The sequence below is a fragment of the Ochrobactrum sp. P6BSIII genome (assembly GCF_014138065.1).
Lineage (GTDB): Bacteria > Pseudomonadota > Alphaproteobacteria > Rhizobiales > Rhizobiaceae > Brucella.
In genome coordinates this window covers 64,240-81,090 of record NZ_JACGXB010000015.1, presented here as the reverse complement: position 1 = coordinate 81,090, position 16,851 = coordinate 64,240, and the positions used below count along the sequence as shown (strand labels likewise).

Sequence of the window (16,851 nt, the reverse complement as noted above, 5' to 3'; positions counted from 1 at the left end):
CAAGAACCGTCGTACCGGCTGCCTGTTCGGTCTTGACTGCGTTCTGCGCTGCTTCCTGAACAGTGTCCTGAGCATGCGCGCCAAACGCCAACCCAGCCAACATGGTCGTTCCCAGCAATACACACGTCAGTTGGGCGACACGGTACTTATTTGCGATTGTTTTCGTCTTCATTTCAACACCCCCAAGCGCCGCAGAGACTGCCTTCCCCAAAACGGGTCGGACTGAAAATCGCTCTCGCATCCGCTAATCTTGACTGTAACTTTCATATATTCCTATAAGAGGTCAAGCGGGGCTCCGCTTACGTTTGCCACGCATAAACTTATGCAGGAGACCGGTGTGAACAGCACAATCGGCGTTTTTCCGTCAGCGGAAGCACATAAGACACCTACTCTGACGCGACACGCCTTGCGCAAGCGCGGTGTCCGCTTTCTCGATACGGGTGACCAGACGGAAGCGGTTGTCGGCTGCGGCGTTGTGGGCAAAGTGCGGATGGATTGCGGCGTCTATGCCAATTTCGGTCGTCGCATGCAGCTCGAAGACCTCGAAATGGAGCTTGAGCTCGACGCGCGTGTTTGCATCAATATTTTTCTTGAAGGCTATGTCGAAGCCTCGTTGAACGGCACACCATTGCCCATGCCCAAACGCACTGCAAAAGGGCGGTGGCAGTCTTCCGCAGTTATCGTCTCCAACGAAAAAGGTGCGCGTTTACGCCGACGCGCCCGAAAGGGACAGTATCTGGACAAGATGGTCATCGGCATGTCGCGCGAATGGCTGCAGCGTTGGAATGATAATAAGGAAGTATCGGCGGGGTTCAGAGCACTGCTCAGTGGAGAAACTGGCTTCTGGCAATGGAACCCGGGGCCGAAAGTCGAATTTTTGGCCCGTCAGATGTTCGATGTCGCCGTGCGTAAACCGCCTTTTGCCGGGCTTCTCCTGGAAAGCAACACGCTTGCCATCATTGCGGAAGCATTGACCACGACATTCAGCAATCGCAGTGAAGCGGTTGCCCAATCCAGCGATCTTACTGTGCTTGAACAGCAGCGCCTTTATGCTTTGATACAGTATATCGACAGGCATTCCGCCCATGATCATCTGTCTGCGGCAGACATGTCAGGAGCGCTGGGAATGAGCCAGGCGACACTTCAGCGGCTGGTGCGCAAGGGTCATCATTGTTCGCTGAACGAGTTTATCCGCTACCGATGGCTGGACGAGGCGCATGAAGCATTGCTATTCAGCAACCATACCATTTCTGACATCGCTTTCGATGCCGGATATATCCATCTGCCAAACTTCACCAATGCCTTTAAAAAGCGTTTTGGTTATCCACCATCCGCATTGCGCAAACAGGCAACTGCTCCCGCTCCATGAAACGCAGCCTAATCCCGACAATCGAGATTTTGTGATAGCCAAACAAAGAAAATCGGGATTTTGGACTTCCCCCGAGACATGCCGCCAATTTAATAGGGATCGAACAGTTCGATCTTTTCCGGAGATTTTCAAAATGAAAATTGCTGATATCCGCCAGTTACTCGCGCTGTTGATCGCGCTGTGCTTCATGGTGCTTGCACCGATCAGCATTGCCCGGGCAGATGAAGGCTGGCCGCGAAACTTCATCAACGCGGACGGTAGCACGACCATCATACCGAAAAAACCGGAGCGCATTCTCTCCACATCTGTATCAACCACCGGCACACTTCTTGCCATTGACGCGCCCGTTGTTGCCAGCGCTTCTGCTGCAAACGGCAAGTTTTTCGCACAATGGGATGCTGTCGCCAAGGAACGCGGCGTGGAAAACGCCTGGCCTGCAGGCGCGGTAGATCTAGAAACCGTCTATGCTACACAGCCTGACTTGATCGTCGTAGCAGTCAGCGGCGCCGGATCGGCGAAGGATCAACTTGCAGCATTCCGTGAGATCGCGCCAACCATTCTTGTCGATGACGGCAGCGAAACATGGCAGGCACTCGCCGAAACACTCGGCAAGGCCGCAGGGTTGGAAAAGGACGCCGCTGCAACCATTGCCGATTTCGACGCCTATGTCGCCGCAGCCAAGGCAAAGATCAAACTGCCGGATGGCATGGCCAATATCATCAGCTTCAACGGGGCCGGACAGGCCAATCCCATTGCACGCGTTGGCGGACCTCATGCCTCTTTGCTGGCCTCACTCGGATTTACAATCGAAGACCCCAACCCGGCCTGGCATACGCAAGCCGAAAGTCGAGGAGACTTCGTTTGGGCTCCTTATGAAAACCTCATCGACTTGAAGTCGAACGTCACATTTCTCCTGCGCGTGAATGATACAGGTGCCGCCACTTTCCTGAATGACCCCTTTCTTGCCAATGTGCCATCAGTTAAAAACCGTCAGGTTTACGGTCTTGGCGTCAATTCATTTCGCATCGATAATTACAGCGCACGACAGATCGTCGACGACATCGTGAAGAAGTTCGGAGCCTGATTTTTGAAAGCAGACTGCGCCAGAAGTGGAGCCGGGTCCACGATGGAACGACGCCATTCGGAGGCGGGCCGTCGTCTGGCTGTTCTTCTGGGGTTGTTCGTACTTCTGGTGGCCTGCGCCTTGTTCGGCTTCACAATAGGTACGCGTCCGGTGACGCTTACAACAACATGGGACTCTATGTTCCATTTCGACCCGCAGTCGAGTGACCATCTGCTTGTGCGCAATCTGCGAATACCGCGCACTTTGCTGGCGATTATCGTCGGTGCCGCGCTCGGCGGGGCGGGAACAGTCATGCAGGCGCTGACACGCAATCCGCTGTCTGACCCCGGAATATTGGGCATCAATGCCGGCGCATCAGTAGCAATCGTCATTGCGATCACGCTTCTCGGCTTCAGCGATGTAACTTTCTATATGGCATTCGGTGTCATCGGCGCTGGTCTCGCCGGAACTGCGGTTTATCTGCTCGGCAATGTTGGCGCAAAAGACAGTCAGTTGCGCGTTGTTCTCGCGGGGGCCGCGGTCTCCGTTGTCCTGATGTCAATTGCCCAGATCGTGCTCATCAACAGCGCGGATCAAGTCTTCGATCAATACCGCAACTGGTCGGTCGGCTCACTGCAAGGGCGCGGCTATTCCGTATTTCTTCCGGTCGGCGGTCTCACGCTCATTGGCCTGGCTCTGGCATTTTCACTCGCAAGCGCCCTGGACACGGCGGCACTCGGCAGCGACCTGAGCAAGGCCTTGGGCGCCAATCCAGTCAGGGTCTGGAGCCTTGCTGCAATCTCCATCATATTTCTATCAGGGGCAGCAACCGCCGCCGCCGGTCCTATCGCCTTTGTCGGTCTGACGGCTCCGCATATCGCCCGGCTTCTCGCCGGTCCGGGCCATCGCTGGCTCCTGCCCTATTCGATGGTTGTCGCCGCCATTCTGGTTACGATTGCCGATACACTCGGCCGCACTATAGCACCTCCCGGCGAGATCAGCGTCGGCATCATGATCGGTCTTTTCGGCGGACCATTTTTCATCCTGCTCGTCAGGCGAAATCGCATGTCCCAACTATGAAACAGTCACGTTTCACACGCTCGAACGAATGGATCTGGCGCAGCCGCAGCCTGTCTTTTAGCCTAAAGCCGCGCTTCGTTGTCTGTATGCTGTTGTTGACAGTTCTGATCACTGCTGCTGGCCTCTTCACAATGACGATCGGCAAGGTCCATATTCCCGTCGAAACCGCGGTTTCAATCCTGTTCAGTCACAGCGATGCAAGCGCCATGCAGCAGCAGATTCTGCTCAATTTGCGCCTCCCACGCACATTGACGGCCATCTTTACCGGCGCAGCTCTCGGCGTTTCAGGCGCCATATTCCAATCGGTATCGCGCAACCCGCTGGGATCGCCGGATATCATCGGCTTCACCATGGGCGCAGCCACGGGAGCCTTGCTGCAAATCGTTTTCATGGGTGGCGGCCCGCTCGCAGTCGCTGTCTCGGCAGTCGCTGGCGGTATAATAACTGCAGGGATCGTCTATCTTCTATCGTTCAAAAACGGCACGACAAGCGGCTACCGGCTGGTTCTGATTGGTATCGGCGCTGGCGCTACTCTGAGCGCCCTCAACGGGCTCATGCTTGTTAAAGGCGATCTGGACAACGCAATCACCGCAAATCTCTGGTTGGCTGGCTCTTTGAACGGTCGCACATGGCAGCATGTCTTACCCCTCATGGCTGGCTGCCTTCTTATTATCCCGCTCATCAGCCTTTTCGCCACGCGACTAACCATGATGGAAATGGGCGACGACCAGGCACGGCAATTGGGGATAGGGGTCGAACGAACCCGTCTCGCGATGATCTTATGTGCAGTTTTGCTGGCGGGACTCGCAACAGCCGCAGCGGGACCAATTGCATTCATAGCCCTTGCCGCGCCACAACTGGTCAGCCGACTGACGAGGATAAATGGGATTCCAATCGTCAGCGCCGCGTTGATGGGGGCTTGTCTACTCATTGCTGCAGATCTTTTGATCCAGCTTGCAGCTTTCCGCCTCGTCCTTCCAGTGGGCCGTGTGACCGGCCTTGTGGGCGGGCTCTATCTCATCTGGTACCTGACACGATCCCGACGGATTTAATCATCTCTCGCATCGTCCAACGGAACCACCATGGGATCACCGGTTATCGGATCGTCAATAACCACACAAGGCAGGCCAAAAACCGTTTCCACCAGTTCCGCAGTCATGATGTCGCGCGGATTGCCCTCGGCAACAATATGTCCTTGCCGCATGGCGACGATGTGGTCAGCATAACGGCACGCCTGATTGAGATCATGCAGGACAGCCACAATCGTATTACCCTGTCTGCGATTAAGATTACGCAGCAGGTTCAGAAGTTCGATCTGATGCGAGATGTCGAGAAACGTCGTTGGTTCATCAAGCAGAAGCAACGGCGTTTCCTGCGCCAGAACCATCGCTATCCAGACGCGCTGGCGCTGTCCGCCGGACAATTCATCTACGGCACGCGCAGCGAGATCGTCGACCCGAGCTGTTTGCATCGCCCAATTGACCGCTTTTTCGTCCGCCACGGTCCAACGTTGCAAGAAAGTCTGATGCGGATAACGTCCGCGGGCAACGAGGTCGGCAACCGCAATTCCATTCGGAGCAATGGAACTCTGCGGCAGAAGCCCCAAAATACGCGCAACTTCACGGGCGGGGACGCGCTCTATCTGCTTGCCATCCAGTATCACCGAACCCTTGTCCGGCCTGATAATTCGGGCGAGCGTACGCAACAGCGTTGACTTGCCACAGGCATTGGGTCCGACGATGACTGTGAACTTTCCATCAGGAACGCGCAACGACAAATCCTCGATGATCTGCCTGTCGCCATAGGAAACATTGATATTCAGTGCTTCAAGTCGATCAGATGAGGACTGTGTTGTGGGAGCTTCAGACATTGATGCGACGGTTTCCGGATTATCTCGCCAGTTGACAGGATGCATTTAAAATTAGGTAGTGAGTTGATCGCTACAGCACTATGATGCCGATTGAAATACCATCGCTCTTCGTATTGCCCGAACAAAATATTGATTAAATGGCTATCTGAGATTGACCTTTGGCAATTCTGAGCGACCACAATGAGGCCTAATCTGGAATGTCCGGTATGGGTCGCTTGCCGACGACAGCCAGCTTCGCAGTGCTAGATCGGCAAAATCGGACATTCAGATCAAAGGCATAACAACAACCCGCTCCGAAGGAGACCCACTTCGATCAGGGCTGTATCTTTAACAATCGGGACACCTGCAGCCCACACATCTGCGACGTGCTGTCGCTAAAAGTGATGGCTGACAAGCGCTGCACCCAATCCCATCAGAATGGTGCCGCAAGTCTTTGGCACGAGCCAACCCGATCTATCGCTGTTGAACCGACCAAAAGCGAATGAGGCGACAGCCACCGCCGCAACATCGGCTATTGAGAAAATCAGGTTCACCACAACGCCCAGAACGAGGAACTGGAGCCAGAGTGGGATTTCGGCTGTCGGTTGTACAAATTGCGGGAGAAAGGTCACAAAAAATAGCGCCGTCTTGGGATTGAGAACCTCGACAACGATGCTATCCCGAAACGTCTTTGATACCGGGCTGCTGATATGATCGCTCGCCTTGTTCCAATCAAAGAATATGACGAGCCCCAGCCAGACAAGATAAGCGGCACCGGCAAATCTTATGATCACATAAACGGTCGGAGCATGCTCTATCAACGAGGCAAGACCGATCGTAGCCGCCGCAATATGGACATAGCAGCCAAGATGAACGCCGAGAGCAGCCATCAGACCAGCATTGCGACCGTGTGCAAGGGTTTGCGCAGTCATGTAGAGTATTGCAGGCCCAGGTATACATGCAAATGTCAGCGTTGCGACGGCAAACGGTATCAATAACTCCAGCGACATCATGATGGTTCCTCCCCCATCGACAAAACGCTGAGAGATTTAGGCTTCGCTGAAGTAGAATGATATACGGCAGGTGCCGTATTTAAGCGGTGGTGATACTTGGATAGCGTGCTGTTGGTTAACGTTTTTCAATGCTCGAAGCGGTCTTCTGCCGCGACGCAAGAACTTACTGTCCAGTTCAAAATACTATCAATTTCGGACGCAGGTTAAAGCGCTAGTGGTCTCTATGTTTCCAGCATTTGCTCAGCGCTTGAACCGAGGGATGCAAATGTTGGAAACAGACCATTAATTGGCCTTAGGTGCGGTGAATGCGGGAAGTGGGTAAGTTTTTCCCAAAACAATCCCGGCTTCTCGCAAAACAGCCTCGGGCGCTGCAAATGGCTTGTGAATCCAGCGGTCCGGTAGTGCGGCGATCTCGGGCACCCATTTGCGTACATAGACGCCATGGGTATCGAACTTGTCGCCCTGCAAGACCGGATTAAACACACGAAAGTAAGGCGCAGCATCCATGCCACAACCAGCTACCCACTGCCAGCTCCCCGGATTGCTGGCAATATCCGCGTCCACCAACGTATCCCAGAACCATTTCTCGCCCTCACGCCAGTCGATCTGCATGTTCTTGCTTAAAACCGAAGCCACCAGCATTCTCACACGGTTGTGCATCCAGCCTGTCGCCCAAAGCTGACGCATGCCGGCATCAATCAATGGGATGCCGGTTTTGCCCGTTTTCCAGACATCAAACATCTCTGAATCGTTGTGCCAACGGATATCAGCCAATGTGTCGCGCATGTCGTTTTCAGCAATATCAGGACGATAATAGAGCTGATGATAATGGAAATCGCGCCAGATCAGCTCAGAAAGAAATTTTTCACCGCCAGCTTGGGTGCTTTGATCCTGATCCATGAGCGAAAGCGTAGCATGCCATGCTTGTCTTGGACTCATTTCGCCAAAGCGAAGATGGGGCGACAGTTTTGATGTGCCTTCAAGGTCGGGACGATCGCGATCCCCGGCATAGTTGCGGATAGTTGCATCAAAGAAATGATATAGCTGGTCAATGGCAGCCGCTTCACCTATCTGCCAAAGACCGCTCATCTTTCTTGACCAGATTGCCTCTTTGTAGATTTGTCGCTTGGGCTTGTGTTTGACGGTCGATAGCTCGACCAACCGGTCTTGTGAGGGTAGTGGTTTGCTCACGCCGTGCCTGCGCAGCGATTTGGCATATGGTGTAAAAACTTGATAAGAACTGCCGTTGCCGGTTTTAATCTCCCAGGGTTCCACCAGCAGATTGCCCGCGAAGGACATCACGTGCAATCCTTTGTCCTTTAAAATGGATTTGATGAGCGCATCGACTTCACGCTCCTGGGGAGCATAACGGCGGTTCCAGAAAATCGTATCAAAACCGTTTTCCTCGATTAACTGTTCAATGATATTGAGCGCTTCGCCATCAGCAACAATCAATTCGACATTTCGTTCGTTGAGGCTTTTCTCGAGCAAGTTCAAGCTCTGCTCCAGCCACCAACGGACGGCACCGCCGGGTGCACGCAATTGTGGATTGGTTTCATGTACGAAAAGTGCCGTGACCGCGCCCCCCAGCTTAGACGCGGCATGAAGGGCAGGATTGTCAGCAAGGCGCAGATCGTTGCGCAACCAGACAAGCGCTTTCGCGGTCATTCAATAATCCTTGGTTTATGTGTTGCAAAACGTATTTTCGGACACGCAGAGGCCACCATATTCATATCGATCCCCTTGATCTTCCATTGCCTTTCCGCGGCCCGAGAAAGAATGCATTGACGCGATGTTGCAGGGCGCGGAATTTTTCACCGCGCGATTTCAGCATGTGCTCTTCAAGCGGGGGAATGCCGGAGACATGCACCAGCAGCCAATACATCTGGATCGGAGCAAGCAGCGACAACCAGCTCCATGACGATGCGGTGATTGCCATCAGCGGCCACGCACACCAGAACAGCCATTCAAAGAAGTAGTTTGGATGTCTGGAATAGGCCCAAAAACCGGTTTCACAAATTTCAGTTTTGGCTTCTAAGGTTTTGCGAAACTTAGCAAGCTGCGCGTCAGATAGCGCTTCCCCCGTCAGTGCTATGGCGACGATTGCGATCCCGACCATATCCCAGAAATATGGAAAGCCGGGGCGACTTACAGCTGCGATATAGACTACCAGAACCAGAATGAAGGCTGCGAGAGCCTGTATCTGCAAAAACCAGAAGAGGCGAACGGAAGCGTTTTCGCCCCATTCTTTTATCAGCCTTGCATAACGAGGGTCTTCACCATGGCCCATGCTGCGCTTGGCGATGTGAATGCCAAGGCGAAGCGACCATGCCAGAATGAGGATCAGTATCGCTGAACGTCGTTGCCAGGTCGCATCTGCAAGCATGACGGCTATGACTGAGCCCGTCCCCACCGAAAACGACCAGATGGCATCGATCCAGCCGCTTTTGTCGGTCTTTCGTTCAAGCGCCCAGGCAAATGCCATGATGGCAGACAGACTAATGGCAACAATTAAAAGCAGACCGGGTTGCATGGCGGACCTTTAGTGGAGAGCTCGCTTTTCCTTATGCAATACGTTCCGTTTGACCGGTTGGTTTCTTAAGCGACGCAAAAAAATTAAAAAAATAAGTCGCCGATTGAACCAAACTTCTTCTCAAAACGTAAAACGATGAAAATGCAGCACACACGCAGCTCAACGTGCGGTGAAGAGAGGGACTATGGATATCACGAACAGTCCGGGCAGCCCTAAACGTCTCAACGTCGCGATTATCGGGAGCGGGATTTCCGGATTGTCTGCTGCATGGCTGCTTTCGCAAAGCCACGATGTGACTTTATTTGAAGCATCGGACCGCATCGGCGGCCATAGCAACACTGTCGAATTTGAGAGCGGTCACGGTCCTGTGGCCGTCGATACCGGGTTCATTGTCTATAATGAAGTGACCTATCCCAATCTGACTGCCCTGTTTCGCGCGCTTGACGTTCCAACCGCCGCGTCGAACATGTCGTTTGCCGTTTCAGTCGGAAATGGCGCTTACGAATATTCCGGCGGTACCGGCCTCGGCCTCTTTGCCCAGCGCTCCAATCTGGTCAGCCCGCGCTTCTGGTCGATGATCCGCGATCTGTTGCGATTTTATCGCAATGCACCCAAAGACCTGAGTATCATGGGCGGTATTTCGCTTGATGATTATCTTGCACGCAATGGTTATGGCCGGGCTTTTCGTGAAGATCATCTTTATCCGATGGCGGCAGCGATCTGGTCCACCCCCGCCATGGAAGTGGGGCGATATCCGGCTGCAAGCTTCGTCCGCTTCTGCTGCAATCACGGTCTTCTTGCTCTTCGTGACAGGCCAATCTGGCGCACGGTAACCGGCGGCAGCCGAGAATATCTAAGGCGGATCACCAAGCCCTATGCAGACCGGATCAGGCTCTCAACACCGATCAAATCCGTGCGACGTTCCGAGCATTCTGTCGAGTTGATCGACGAAAACGGTATTACTCATATGTTCGACGATGTTGTGATTGCCACGCATGCGGATCAGGCTTTGCGAATGTTGGCCGATCCGAGCGCAGATGAAAGCCGCATTCTCGGCGCGTTTCAATATTTACGTAATGAAGCGGTGTTGCACAGCGATGCGTCGCTGATGCCCAAACGCCGCGCGGCGTGGTCGAGCTGGAATTACCTTACCAATGCAGCCACTGGCCCGGCGCAGCCATCCATCACTTACTGGATGAACCGCCTGCAACCGCTGGGCAACGCGCCTGAGACTTTTGTTACGCTCAATCCTTGTCGCGCACCGCGCGAGGAACTGGCGATCCGTCGCGAGATTTATGAACATCCGATTTTCGACATGGCGACAGATCGTGCGCAGAAGGAAATCTGGTCATTGCAGGGGCGCCGCCGAACATGGTTTTGCGGCGCGCATTTCGGCTCTGGCTTTCATGAGGACGGGCTTCAGGCCGGTCTTGCCGTGGCAGAAGATCTGGGCGGTCTACGCCGCCCATGGCAGGTCGAGCAGGAAAGTGGGCGCATCGTTCGCCAGACTTTGCATATCCGGGAAAGAGCGCTGGCATGAGCAAAGGCTTCCACTCGGCACTGTTTCCCGGTCATGTGACCCATGCGCGTTTGCGACCGAAGGTTCACAAACTGGCCTATAAAATCTACTCGCTCCTGCTCGATCTGGACGAGCTGGAAGCCCTTGATCGCAAGTTGAAACTGTTTTCTCTCGACCGTTTCAACCTGTTTTCTTTCTACAGGAAAGACAGAGGCGATGGATCGGCTCTGCCGCTGCGCGAGCAGGTGGAACGCGCCATGGAGGCAGCCGGAATAGTACCTGATGGCGGTGCAATCCGCCTGCTCACAATGCCGCGTATTGCGGGCTGGGCTTTCAACCCGCTCAGTGTTTTCTTCTGCTATAATTGTGGTGGCGAACTCGTGGCGATCCTCTGGGAAGTTGACAACACTTTTCGCCAGCGCCACGGCTATATGATCCCGGTCCAGAACTGCGATAACGGACGCATCGTACAAAGCTGCGACAAGGCTTTTTACGTATCGCCCTTCATGGATATGAAGCTGCGATACGAGTTTGAAGTCACGCCACCCACAGACAGGCTTTCCATCCGCATCAACAGTTTTGATGATGAAGGCCTGCTTTTGACGGCCCGCCATCTGGCGCGGCGGGTTGAGCTGAGCGACGCCGCCTTGCTACGCGCCTTTTTTTCGATTCCGTTTCTCACCTTGAAAGTGATTGGCGGCATTCACTGGGAAGCGCTGAAAATATGGTTGAAGGGTATCAGTTTACGCAAACGACCTGCAGCGCCCAAGATTTCCATCACATCTGTTCGTAACGAGACCGCCCAGCAGAGGAACAAGGCCGCATGAGCCAGCTCGACGAATATCATCAACTATCGGCGTCAAGCCGGACTGAACGACCAGCTTTCAGCCCTTCGGCTATCGTGTTGAAACGGCTGCTGAAGCAGGTCCAGCATGGGCGATTGGTACTTTCGCTGCCCGGCGGTGAGGTCATTGCCGTTAATGGTCGATTGCCCGGACCGGAAGCCAAAATTGCAATCGTCAAATGGAACAGCCTGCGTCGCCTGCTGACGGGCGGGGATATTGGCTTTGCGCAGGCCTATATCGAAGGCGAATGGACATCGCCCCATCTCACATCGGTCATCCGCTTTGCGGCGCGCAATAGCGATACGCTGACATCCACATTACGCGGATCTGGCTGGATGCGGGCGCTGAACCGTATCAGCCACCTGCTCAATGCAAACACGCGCCGCGGCAGCCGGCGCAACATCGAAGCCCACTACGATCTCGGCAATGATTTCTATGCCCGATGGCTCGACCCTTCGATGCTTTATTCATCTGCGATCTGGAACGAAACGACGCATAGCCTTGAAAGTGCGCAGGAGCAGAAGTTGCAGTATATCGCTGAAAAACTGGCGCTTGAGGGCGGCGAGAAAATTCTTGAAATCGGTTGCGGTTGGGGTGCCCTGGCGGGCTATCTCGCAAACTATCGCAATGCCCATGTGAAAGGAATAACCCTGTCGCCATCGCAGCTCACCTGGGCAAAAGCCGTCGTTGAAAACGTGGGACTGAGCGATGCCGTTGACCTTCGCTTGCAGGATTACCGCGATGTTCAGGGCCAGTTCGACCGCATTGTATCAATTGAAATGTTTGAGGCTGTCGGCGAAGCCTATTGGCCGGATTATTTCGCAACCCTGAAGCGCTGTCTCAAGCCCGGCGGCAGAGCAGTCCTGCAGGTCATTTCAATAGAAGAAACGCGCTACGAAAATTATCGCCGCAAGGCCGATTTCATCCAGAAATTCATCTTTCCGGGCGGCTTTCTGCCGTCAGATAAAGTGCTTGAGCGCGACCTTGCGAAGGCCGGTCTGGTTCTAAAGGAGACCGAGCATTTCGGCCATTCCTATGCTCTTACGCTTGCCGAATGGCGTCAGCGCTTTATCGCCAACTGGCCCGAAATCGAGAAGCTTGGCTTTGACGATAAATTCCGGCGGCTTTGGGAATACTACCTTTGCTATTGCGAAGGTGGGTTCGAGGAAGGTGCAATCAATGTTGGGCTCTACACGATTGAACATGCTTAGGCTCCACACCGACTGACGGAGGAAGCGTCGATGAAATGGATACTGACGGTCGGCATGATGACGGTGTTGTTTCCCTTCTCGGCGCAGGCGGCTGAGATCAACGGTAACTGGGCGCGCGGAGATGGCAATGCGCGGGTGAGAGTTGCCGGATGCGGCAAGGATATCTGCGCGACCAACACCTGGATCAAGCCCGGAACACCAAAAGAGAAAACCGGCGACCGCTTGGTGATGAGCATCAACGAAACTGCGGACGGGCGATATTCAGGTACGGCTTTCGATCCGCAACGCAACCTGACCTACAAGATCAGCGTGAAAGTCGACGGCGACACTATGACGACCAATGGCTGCGTTCTGGCGGGCCTCCTGTGTCGCAATGTGGGCTGGACCCGCATCAAGTAAGAGAGCGAGTTATCGATGAAAGATTATCTCATAGCCTATGTGGTGACAGCGGTTGCATTTTTGGCAATCGACTCCGTGTGGCTATCCAACATGGCGAACGTGTTTTACCGCCCTGTCATGGGCGACATGCTTGCACCGAGTTTTCGTCTCGCGCCAGCTGTCGTTTTCTATGTGATTTTCGTGTTTGGACTGGTTTTCTTTGCGGTCAAGCCCGGACTTCTGGCCGGTAGTGGTACAGTCACGCTCGTTCACGGGGCGCTTCTCGGATTCGTCGCTTATGCGACTTATGATCTGACCAATCAGGCCACTTTGAAAAACTGGTCATGGACCCTGACAATCGCAGACGTGGTCTGGGGCACTGTCCTGTCTGCCGCGTCAGCCTATATTGGCTATTGGGTTACGTCGCGGATCAGCGGCTAGGTTGGAGTAAGCATATGCAAAAATGGGGTCTTCTGGCCGTCTTCGTCTTTGTCATCATTGTTGTAGGAATGGCAATCGGCATCGGTTTCCCGCCGGGCGAATGGTATGCAGCGCTTCAAAAGCCTTGGTTTACCCCGCCTAAGGCAGCCTTTGGCCCCATCTGGACGATACTTTATATCTTCATTGCCATTACGGGCTGGCGCACATGGATAAGTGATAGCGGGTGGAAGCGGCGCGGACCGTGGTTTGGCCAGATGGTATTGAACTTCATCTGGACGCCGATTTTCTTCGGCGCTCATATGACCGTGCTGGGGCTTGTCGTAATCATCGGCGTCTGGCTTTGCGTACTTTTGTTTATCATGCGCGCATGGCAACCAGATCGCATCTCGGCGCTGCTATTCGTGCCTTATCTCATATGGCTATCGCTGGCGACAGCGTTGAATGCGGCAATTGTCGTGTTGAACTCATGAAACAGGCGGCAAATATGCCGCCTTTTTCATTAGATGCCGATCAATGGCTGCACGAGCCGCATAAGCCAGCTCTGGAATTTGAGCGGTGCGTCAGTCACCGCAAGACAAATGCAATCGCCTTCCGGTGAGGCAATCGGCTGATGCACGAGATCAGCATCCGCTTCCTCAATATCACCGCGTGCAAAAAGCCCGGTTCCATCATGGAAACTGCCGCTCAACACCAATGTCAGCTCGCGGCCGCCATGCCCATGTTCTGGCACTGGCTTCCCCGCGGGAATTTGCAAAAGGCGAACCTGCGTTTCGCTGTCGCCGGTCTCGATTGGCACCTGATAGGCGCCCCGGCCAAGCGATTTCCATTTCAGGTCCGGCAAATCGCCACCGACATAGGATCGCAGCGGTTCCGGTATCACGGCAGGCTGCTTTATCTCGAAGCGCGGTGCCGAATGTTCTGTTGATTGCAGTGTCTTCTGCAACCTGTCTTTGAAACTATCCCATGTGGATGCTTCGAGTTTCTGCGGCTCAACCGCGTCAAGAAGCTGCCCGCCAATCTGTTCAAACTGCTTGAGCCTTGAACGGCAGGCCGGGCAGAGCGCAAGATGAGTGGCGACTGCGATGCTCCAACCCTCGGCCAACGTGCCTGCAGCATAGCTTGAAAGGAGTTCGTCGCTCAGATGATGCTTGATATCCATCAGTGCGCTCCCGAATTATCGAGCGCTGCGCGCAATTTGTTGAATGCCAGCCGCAGGCGGGATTTAACCGTGCCGAGCGGGAGGTTCAGCTTCTTTGCGATGGCGCTATGCGTGCTTTCCTCGAAATAAGCGAGTTCAAGCAAGGTGGATTGCTCCTTCGGCAAGTCAGCCATTGCCGCGCGCAACTGGCTGGCGGATTGCCGCTCGGCAATCCTCATGTCAGCGGGCTGTTCCTCATCCGGCACAAAGGCCGGATCGGTTGGGTCGAACTCCGGGCGCCGGGCGCGTCGCACCGCATCGATGCGCTGGTTTCGTGCGATGGTGAAAATCCAGGTGGACAAGGCTCCTTTGGCAACATCGAACTGATCTGCCTTGTTCCAGACTGCAATCATGGTCTCTTGCATTAATTCTTCCGCTGTTTGCGTATCAGCAGACAGTTTGGCCATATAAGCCTTCACCCGGGGTGCGAAATGCTTGAAAATCACCTCGAAAGCGTCCACGTCGCGTCGGGAACGGACCGCCAGCATCAATTCCTCCATTGAGGGCTGATCTTCAGGTGCGGTCTGTCCATTCATCCGTATTAAACCCCATCCGCTCAGATGTAGCGAAGCCAGAACCTGTAAATTACGCTGAGCTTCCATGTGCCACTGTTGCGAGAGGAACGAAACTTTTGTGTTCATCAGCATTATACGCAAACAGATTTAATCTGGATCACACCAGATTTCAAATGTAGGGCGTCATCACAAGCAGCACTCTGGAACTCTGCCTTTTCAGCAATAAATCATGCATCAGCTGAGTGAATTCATAACAGCCCAGCAAGCTCTTATTTTGCTCGCGATCTTATGGCTCACCAAACGCTTTCTCGTAATTGATCTCAAACGTGCGAAAGCTGTCAATCGCGGCTTCGATGCACCGTTCTTCATCTTTTTTGTCGAGCGACATGGTTTCAAGCAAAGAAACAGTCTTCTTCCAACCGGCCAGATTTCCGACCTGCTTTGCCAGGTGTCGCGCACCGTACCCGGCGTCGAGACCAAGCAATCGCGCCTTCTGGATGAGCACTGTTGCCCCCAAAGCGGAACCTTCAAGCACGTATAGCGTACCAATCGCTGAAGGCAGATCGACAGGCGCCCCTGCGTCGAACTGCAATTCCGGCTTCTTCAGTTCTTCCCCGTCCGACAGGTCCGCATAATCCATTTGAAGTTCAGATTGAATTTTATGATTGTCCCAATCTGAGAATACCCGTCTCAGGTCACTGACATCCAGCAATGTTTCCAGTGTCAATCTGCTGCGCCAGGTGGCTTTCAGATATTTCCGGTAGGCGTCCAACGAATTGAACATGCCATATAACAAACCAAGCCTGTCAATCCGTTCGTGGTAGGGTGCGGTAGCCGCCTTCAAATCCCAACGACGTTGCAGGACGGTGCGTTGATTCATTAGCAAACTTTCCATAGTTCGTTACACGGGCCAAGACCACATAATATCGTTATGAATAGATTCCGTGCATTACGGCATCGTAATGCTCTTCTATTTCCTGTGTGCACTTGCACGACTTGCGCTTCAAAGCGCTCTTGTCTTTTATGATAAATAACCCGCGCCTGGTGACAATGATGCCCTCATTGCGCAATTGACCGATAATGCGCGTTACAAATGTCCTGCCGACTCCAAGCATTTCCGACAACTGATCATGCGTCATCTCAAACTGATCTGTGCCGGTTCGTTCTGCCGCTGATAGCAGCCATTTGGCCGTTCGCTGTGTTATCGTATGGGTCGCGTTACACGCGGCCGTTTGAAATACCTGAGCCATCAGGCAATCAGAATAGCGCGCAAACCAGTGCCGAAGCGAAATGGAATCCAGCTTCAACTGTTCGAGCGCAGCCGTTTTTATCCTGACAAAACTTCCCGAGTTGCGAACGATGGCGGTGGCATAGGCGGGTAAACTCCCGTTCGACACAATACCTCCTACAGCCCCTTCCCTTCCGATCAACGCAATCTCGACAGCGCTGTTGTCTTCATCGACCCAGCGCTGAAAACTCGCCAACGCGGATCCGCACGGAAACCAGGTGTGAACAACATCGTCTCCGGCCTTCTGCAAAACAGCCTCCGCCTCAAGTTCGTAGAAGACCGTATGGGGCAGCAGCTTTTGTCGGTCTTCCTCATTGAGCATCATCAGAAGCAAATTGCCCGACATCTCGTGGGTCGATGTTAAATTCATACAGTCGAGTTCCTCTTTTCGCGGCCGTTGTGTCCAATAGTGGACGGACGATCCTTTCGGTCTATGTTACTTTTAGACGTAATTAACGTAACCCATTGAAAAGACGGGTTTGTTTGTGTGCTCCATCGTTGATAATACAATCTCAACGGATATTTTCGTTTGTCAGCGGTCTCAACGTC

The 16,851-nt window shown here is 53.7% G+C and carries 18 protein-coding genes; 10 read left to right on the top strand and 8 right to left on the bottom strand.

The window, feature by feature from the left end; genetic code table 11:
* Positions 1–526: 526 nt before the first annotated feature.
* From FHW00_RS19400 to FHW00_RS19385, 4 genes are all read left to right on the top strand, one after another.
* Positions 527–1,369, top strand: a complete 843-nt coding sequence (locus tag FHW00_RS19400; protein ID WP_176168350.1) for a helix-turn-helix domain-containing protein — start codon at positions 527–529, stop codon at positions 1,367–1,369.
* Between the two features lie 133 nt (positions 1,370–1,502).
* Positions 1,503–2,453 (top strand): Fe2+-enterobactin ABC transporter substrate-binding protein, encoded by a 951-nt coding sequence (fepB, locus tag FHW00_RS19395; RefSeq protein ID WP_078340029.1) that lies wholly within the window; start codon positions 1,503–1,505, stop codon positions 2,451–2,453.
* Positions 2,454–2,495: 42 nt separating this feature from the next.
* The gene (locus FHW00_RS19390; protein ID WP_078340028.1) at positions 2,496–3,512 is read left to right on the top strand and encodes a FecCD family ABC transporter permease; all 1,017 of its coding nucleotides are present in this window, start codon (positions 2,496–2,498) and stop codon (positions 3,510–3,512) included.
* On the top strand, positions 3,509–4,564 hold the full coding sequence (locus FHW00_RS19385; protein WP_078340027.1) for a FecCD family ABC transporter permease: 1,056 nt from the start codon (positions 3,509–3,511) through the stop codon (positions 4,562–4,564). Before FHW00_RS19390 ends, FHW00_RS19385 begins: the two co-directional genes overlap by 4 nt.
* Here the strand turns inward: FHW00_RS19385 and FHW00_RS19380 are convergent.
* The 4 genes from FHW00_RS19380 to FHW00_RS19365 form a co-directional block, all read right to left on the bottom strand.
* Positions 4,561–5,382 carry an ABC transporter ATP-binding protein gene (locus FHW00_RS19380; protein ID WP_078340026.1) on the bottom strand — a complete coding sequence of 274 codons (822 nt, stop codon included), beginning with the start codon at positions 5,380–5,382 and terminating at the stop codon, positions 4,561–4,563. The two genes, FHW00_RS19385 and FHW00_RS19380, sit on opposite strands and share 4 nt — an antisense overlap.
* Before the next feature lie 374 nt (positions 5,383–5,756).
* The gene (locus FHW00_RS19375) at positions 5,757–6,374 is read right to left on the bottom strand and encodes a LysE family translocator (protein WP_078340025.1); all 618 of its coding nucleotides are present in this window, start codon (positions 6,372–6,374) and stop codon (positions 5,757–5,759) included.
* A 282-nt stretch (positions 6,375–6,656) separates the two neighbouring features.
* Positions 6,657–8,042, bottom strand: a complete 1,386-nt coding sequence (locus FHW00_RS19370) for a cryptochrome/photolyase family protein (RefSeq protein WP_078340024.1) — start codon at positions 8,040–8,042, stop codon at positions 6,657–6,659.
* Between the two features lie 61 nt (positions 8,043–8,103).
* Positions 8,104–8,907 carry a DUF1295 domain-containing protein gene (locus tag FHW00_RS19365; RefSeq protein ID WP_078340023.1) on the bottom strand — a complete coding sequence of 268 codons (804 nt, stop codon included), beginning with the start codon at positions 8,905–8,907 and terminating at the stop codon, positions 8,104–8,106.
* A gap of 184 nt (positions 8,908–9,091) precedes the next feature.
* Here FHW00_RS19365 and FHW00_RS19360 point away from each other — a divergent pair, with 184 nt between their 5' ends.
* The 6 genes from FHW00_RS19360 to FHW00_RS19335 are packed head-to-tail and all read left to right on the top strand — an operon-like array spanning position 9,092 to position 13,771.
* Positions 9,092–10,447 (top strand): NAD(P)/FAD-dependent oxidoreductase, encoded by a 1,356-nt coding sequence (locus FHW00_RS19360; RefSeq protein WP_078340022.1) that lies wholly within the window; start codon positions 9,092–9,094, stop codon positions 10,445–10,447.
* The gene (locus FHW00_RS19355) at positions 10,444–11,253 is read left to right on the top strand and encodes a DUF1365 domain-containing protein (protein WP_078340021.1); all 810 of its coding nucleotides are present in this window, start codon (positions 10,444–10,446) and stop codon (positions 11,251–11,253) included. Before FHW00_RS19360 ends, FHW00_RS19355 begins: the two co-directional genes overlap by 4 nt.
* Positions 11,250–12,482 carry an SAM-dependent methyltransferase gene (locus tag FHW00_RS19350; protein WP_078340020.1) on the top strand — a complete coding sequence of 411 codons (1,233 nt, stop codon included), beginning with the start codon at positions 11,250–11,252 and terminating at the stop codon, positions 12,480–12,482. The genes FHW00_RS19355 and FHW00_RS19350 overlap by 4 nt, the downstream gene beginning before the upstream one ends.
* A 30-nt stretch (positions 12,483–12,512) precedes the next feature.
* The gene (locus FHW00_RS19345; RefSeq protein WP_078340019.1) at positions 12,513–12,881 is read left to right on the top strand and encodes a DUF2147 domain-containing protein; all 369 of its coding nucleotides are present in this window, start codon (positions 12,513–12,515) and stop codon (positions 12,879–12,881) included.
* Positions 12,882–12,896: 15 nt separating this feature from the next.
* Complete coding sequence (locus FHW00_RS19340) at positions 12,897–13,301, top strand: DUF2177 family protein (RefSeq protein ID WP_078340018.1); 405 nt, start codon at positions 12,897–12,899, stop codon at positions 13,299–13,301.
* Positions 13,302–13,315: 14 nt separating this feature from the next.
* Positions 13,316–13,771: a TspO/MBR family protein gene (locus FHW00_RS19335; RefSeq protein WP_078340017.1), complete on the top strand. Its 456-nt coding sequence runs from the start codon at positions 13,316–13,318 to the stop codon at positions 13,769–13,771.
* A gap of 29 nt (positions 13,772–13,800) precedes the next feature.
* Here the strand turns inward: FHW00_RS19335 and FHW00_RS19330 are convergent, their stop codons facing one another.
* From FHW00_RS19330 to FHW00_RS19315, 4 genes are all read right to left on the bottom strand, one after another.
* Positions 13,801–14,460 carry a ChrR family anti-sigma-E factor gene (locus FHW00_RS19330; protein WP_078340016.1) on the bottom strand — a complete coding sequence of 220 codons (660 nt, stop codon included), beginning with the start codon at positions 14,458–14,460 and terminating at the stop codon, positions 13,801–13,803.
* The gene (locus FHW00_RS19325; protein WP_078340015.1) at positions 14,460–14,999 is read right to left on the bottom strand and encodes a sigma-70 family RNA polymerase sigma factor; all 540 of its coding nucleotides are present in this window, start codon (positions 14,997–14,999) and stop codon (positions 14,460–14,462) included. Before FHW00_RS19325 ends, FHW00_RS19330 begins: the two co-directional genes overlap by 1 nt.
* 301 nt (positions 15,000–15,300) lie before the next feature.
* Positions 15,301–15,894, bottom strand: a complete 594-nt coding sequence (locus FHW00_RS19320; RefSeq protein WP_176168349.1) for a biliverdin-producing heme oxygenase — start codon at positions 15,892–15,894, stop codon at positions 15,301–15,303.
* A gap of 49 nt (positions 15,895–15,943) precedes the next feature.
* On the bottom strand, positions 15,944–16,672 hold the full coding sequence (locus FHW00_RS19315; RefSeq protein WP_078340013.1) for a Crp/Fnr family transcriptional regulator: 729 nt from the start codon (positions 16,670–16,672) through the stop codon (positions 15,944–15,946).
* Positions 16,673–16,851: the final 179 nt, after the last annotated feature.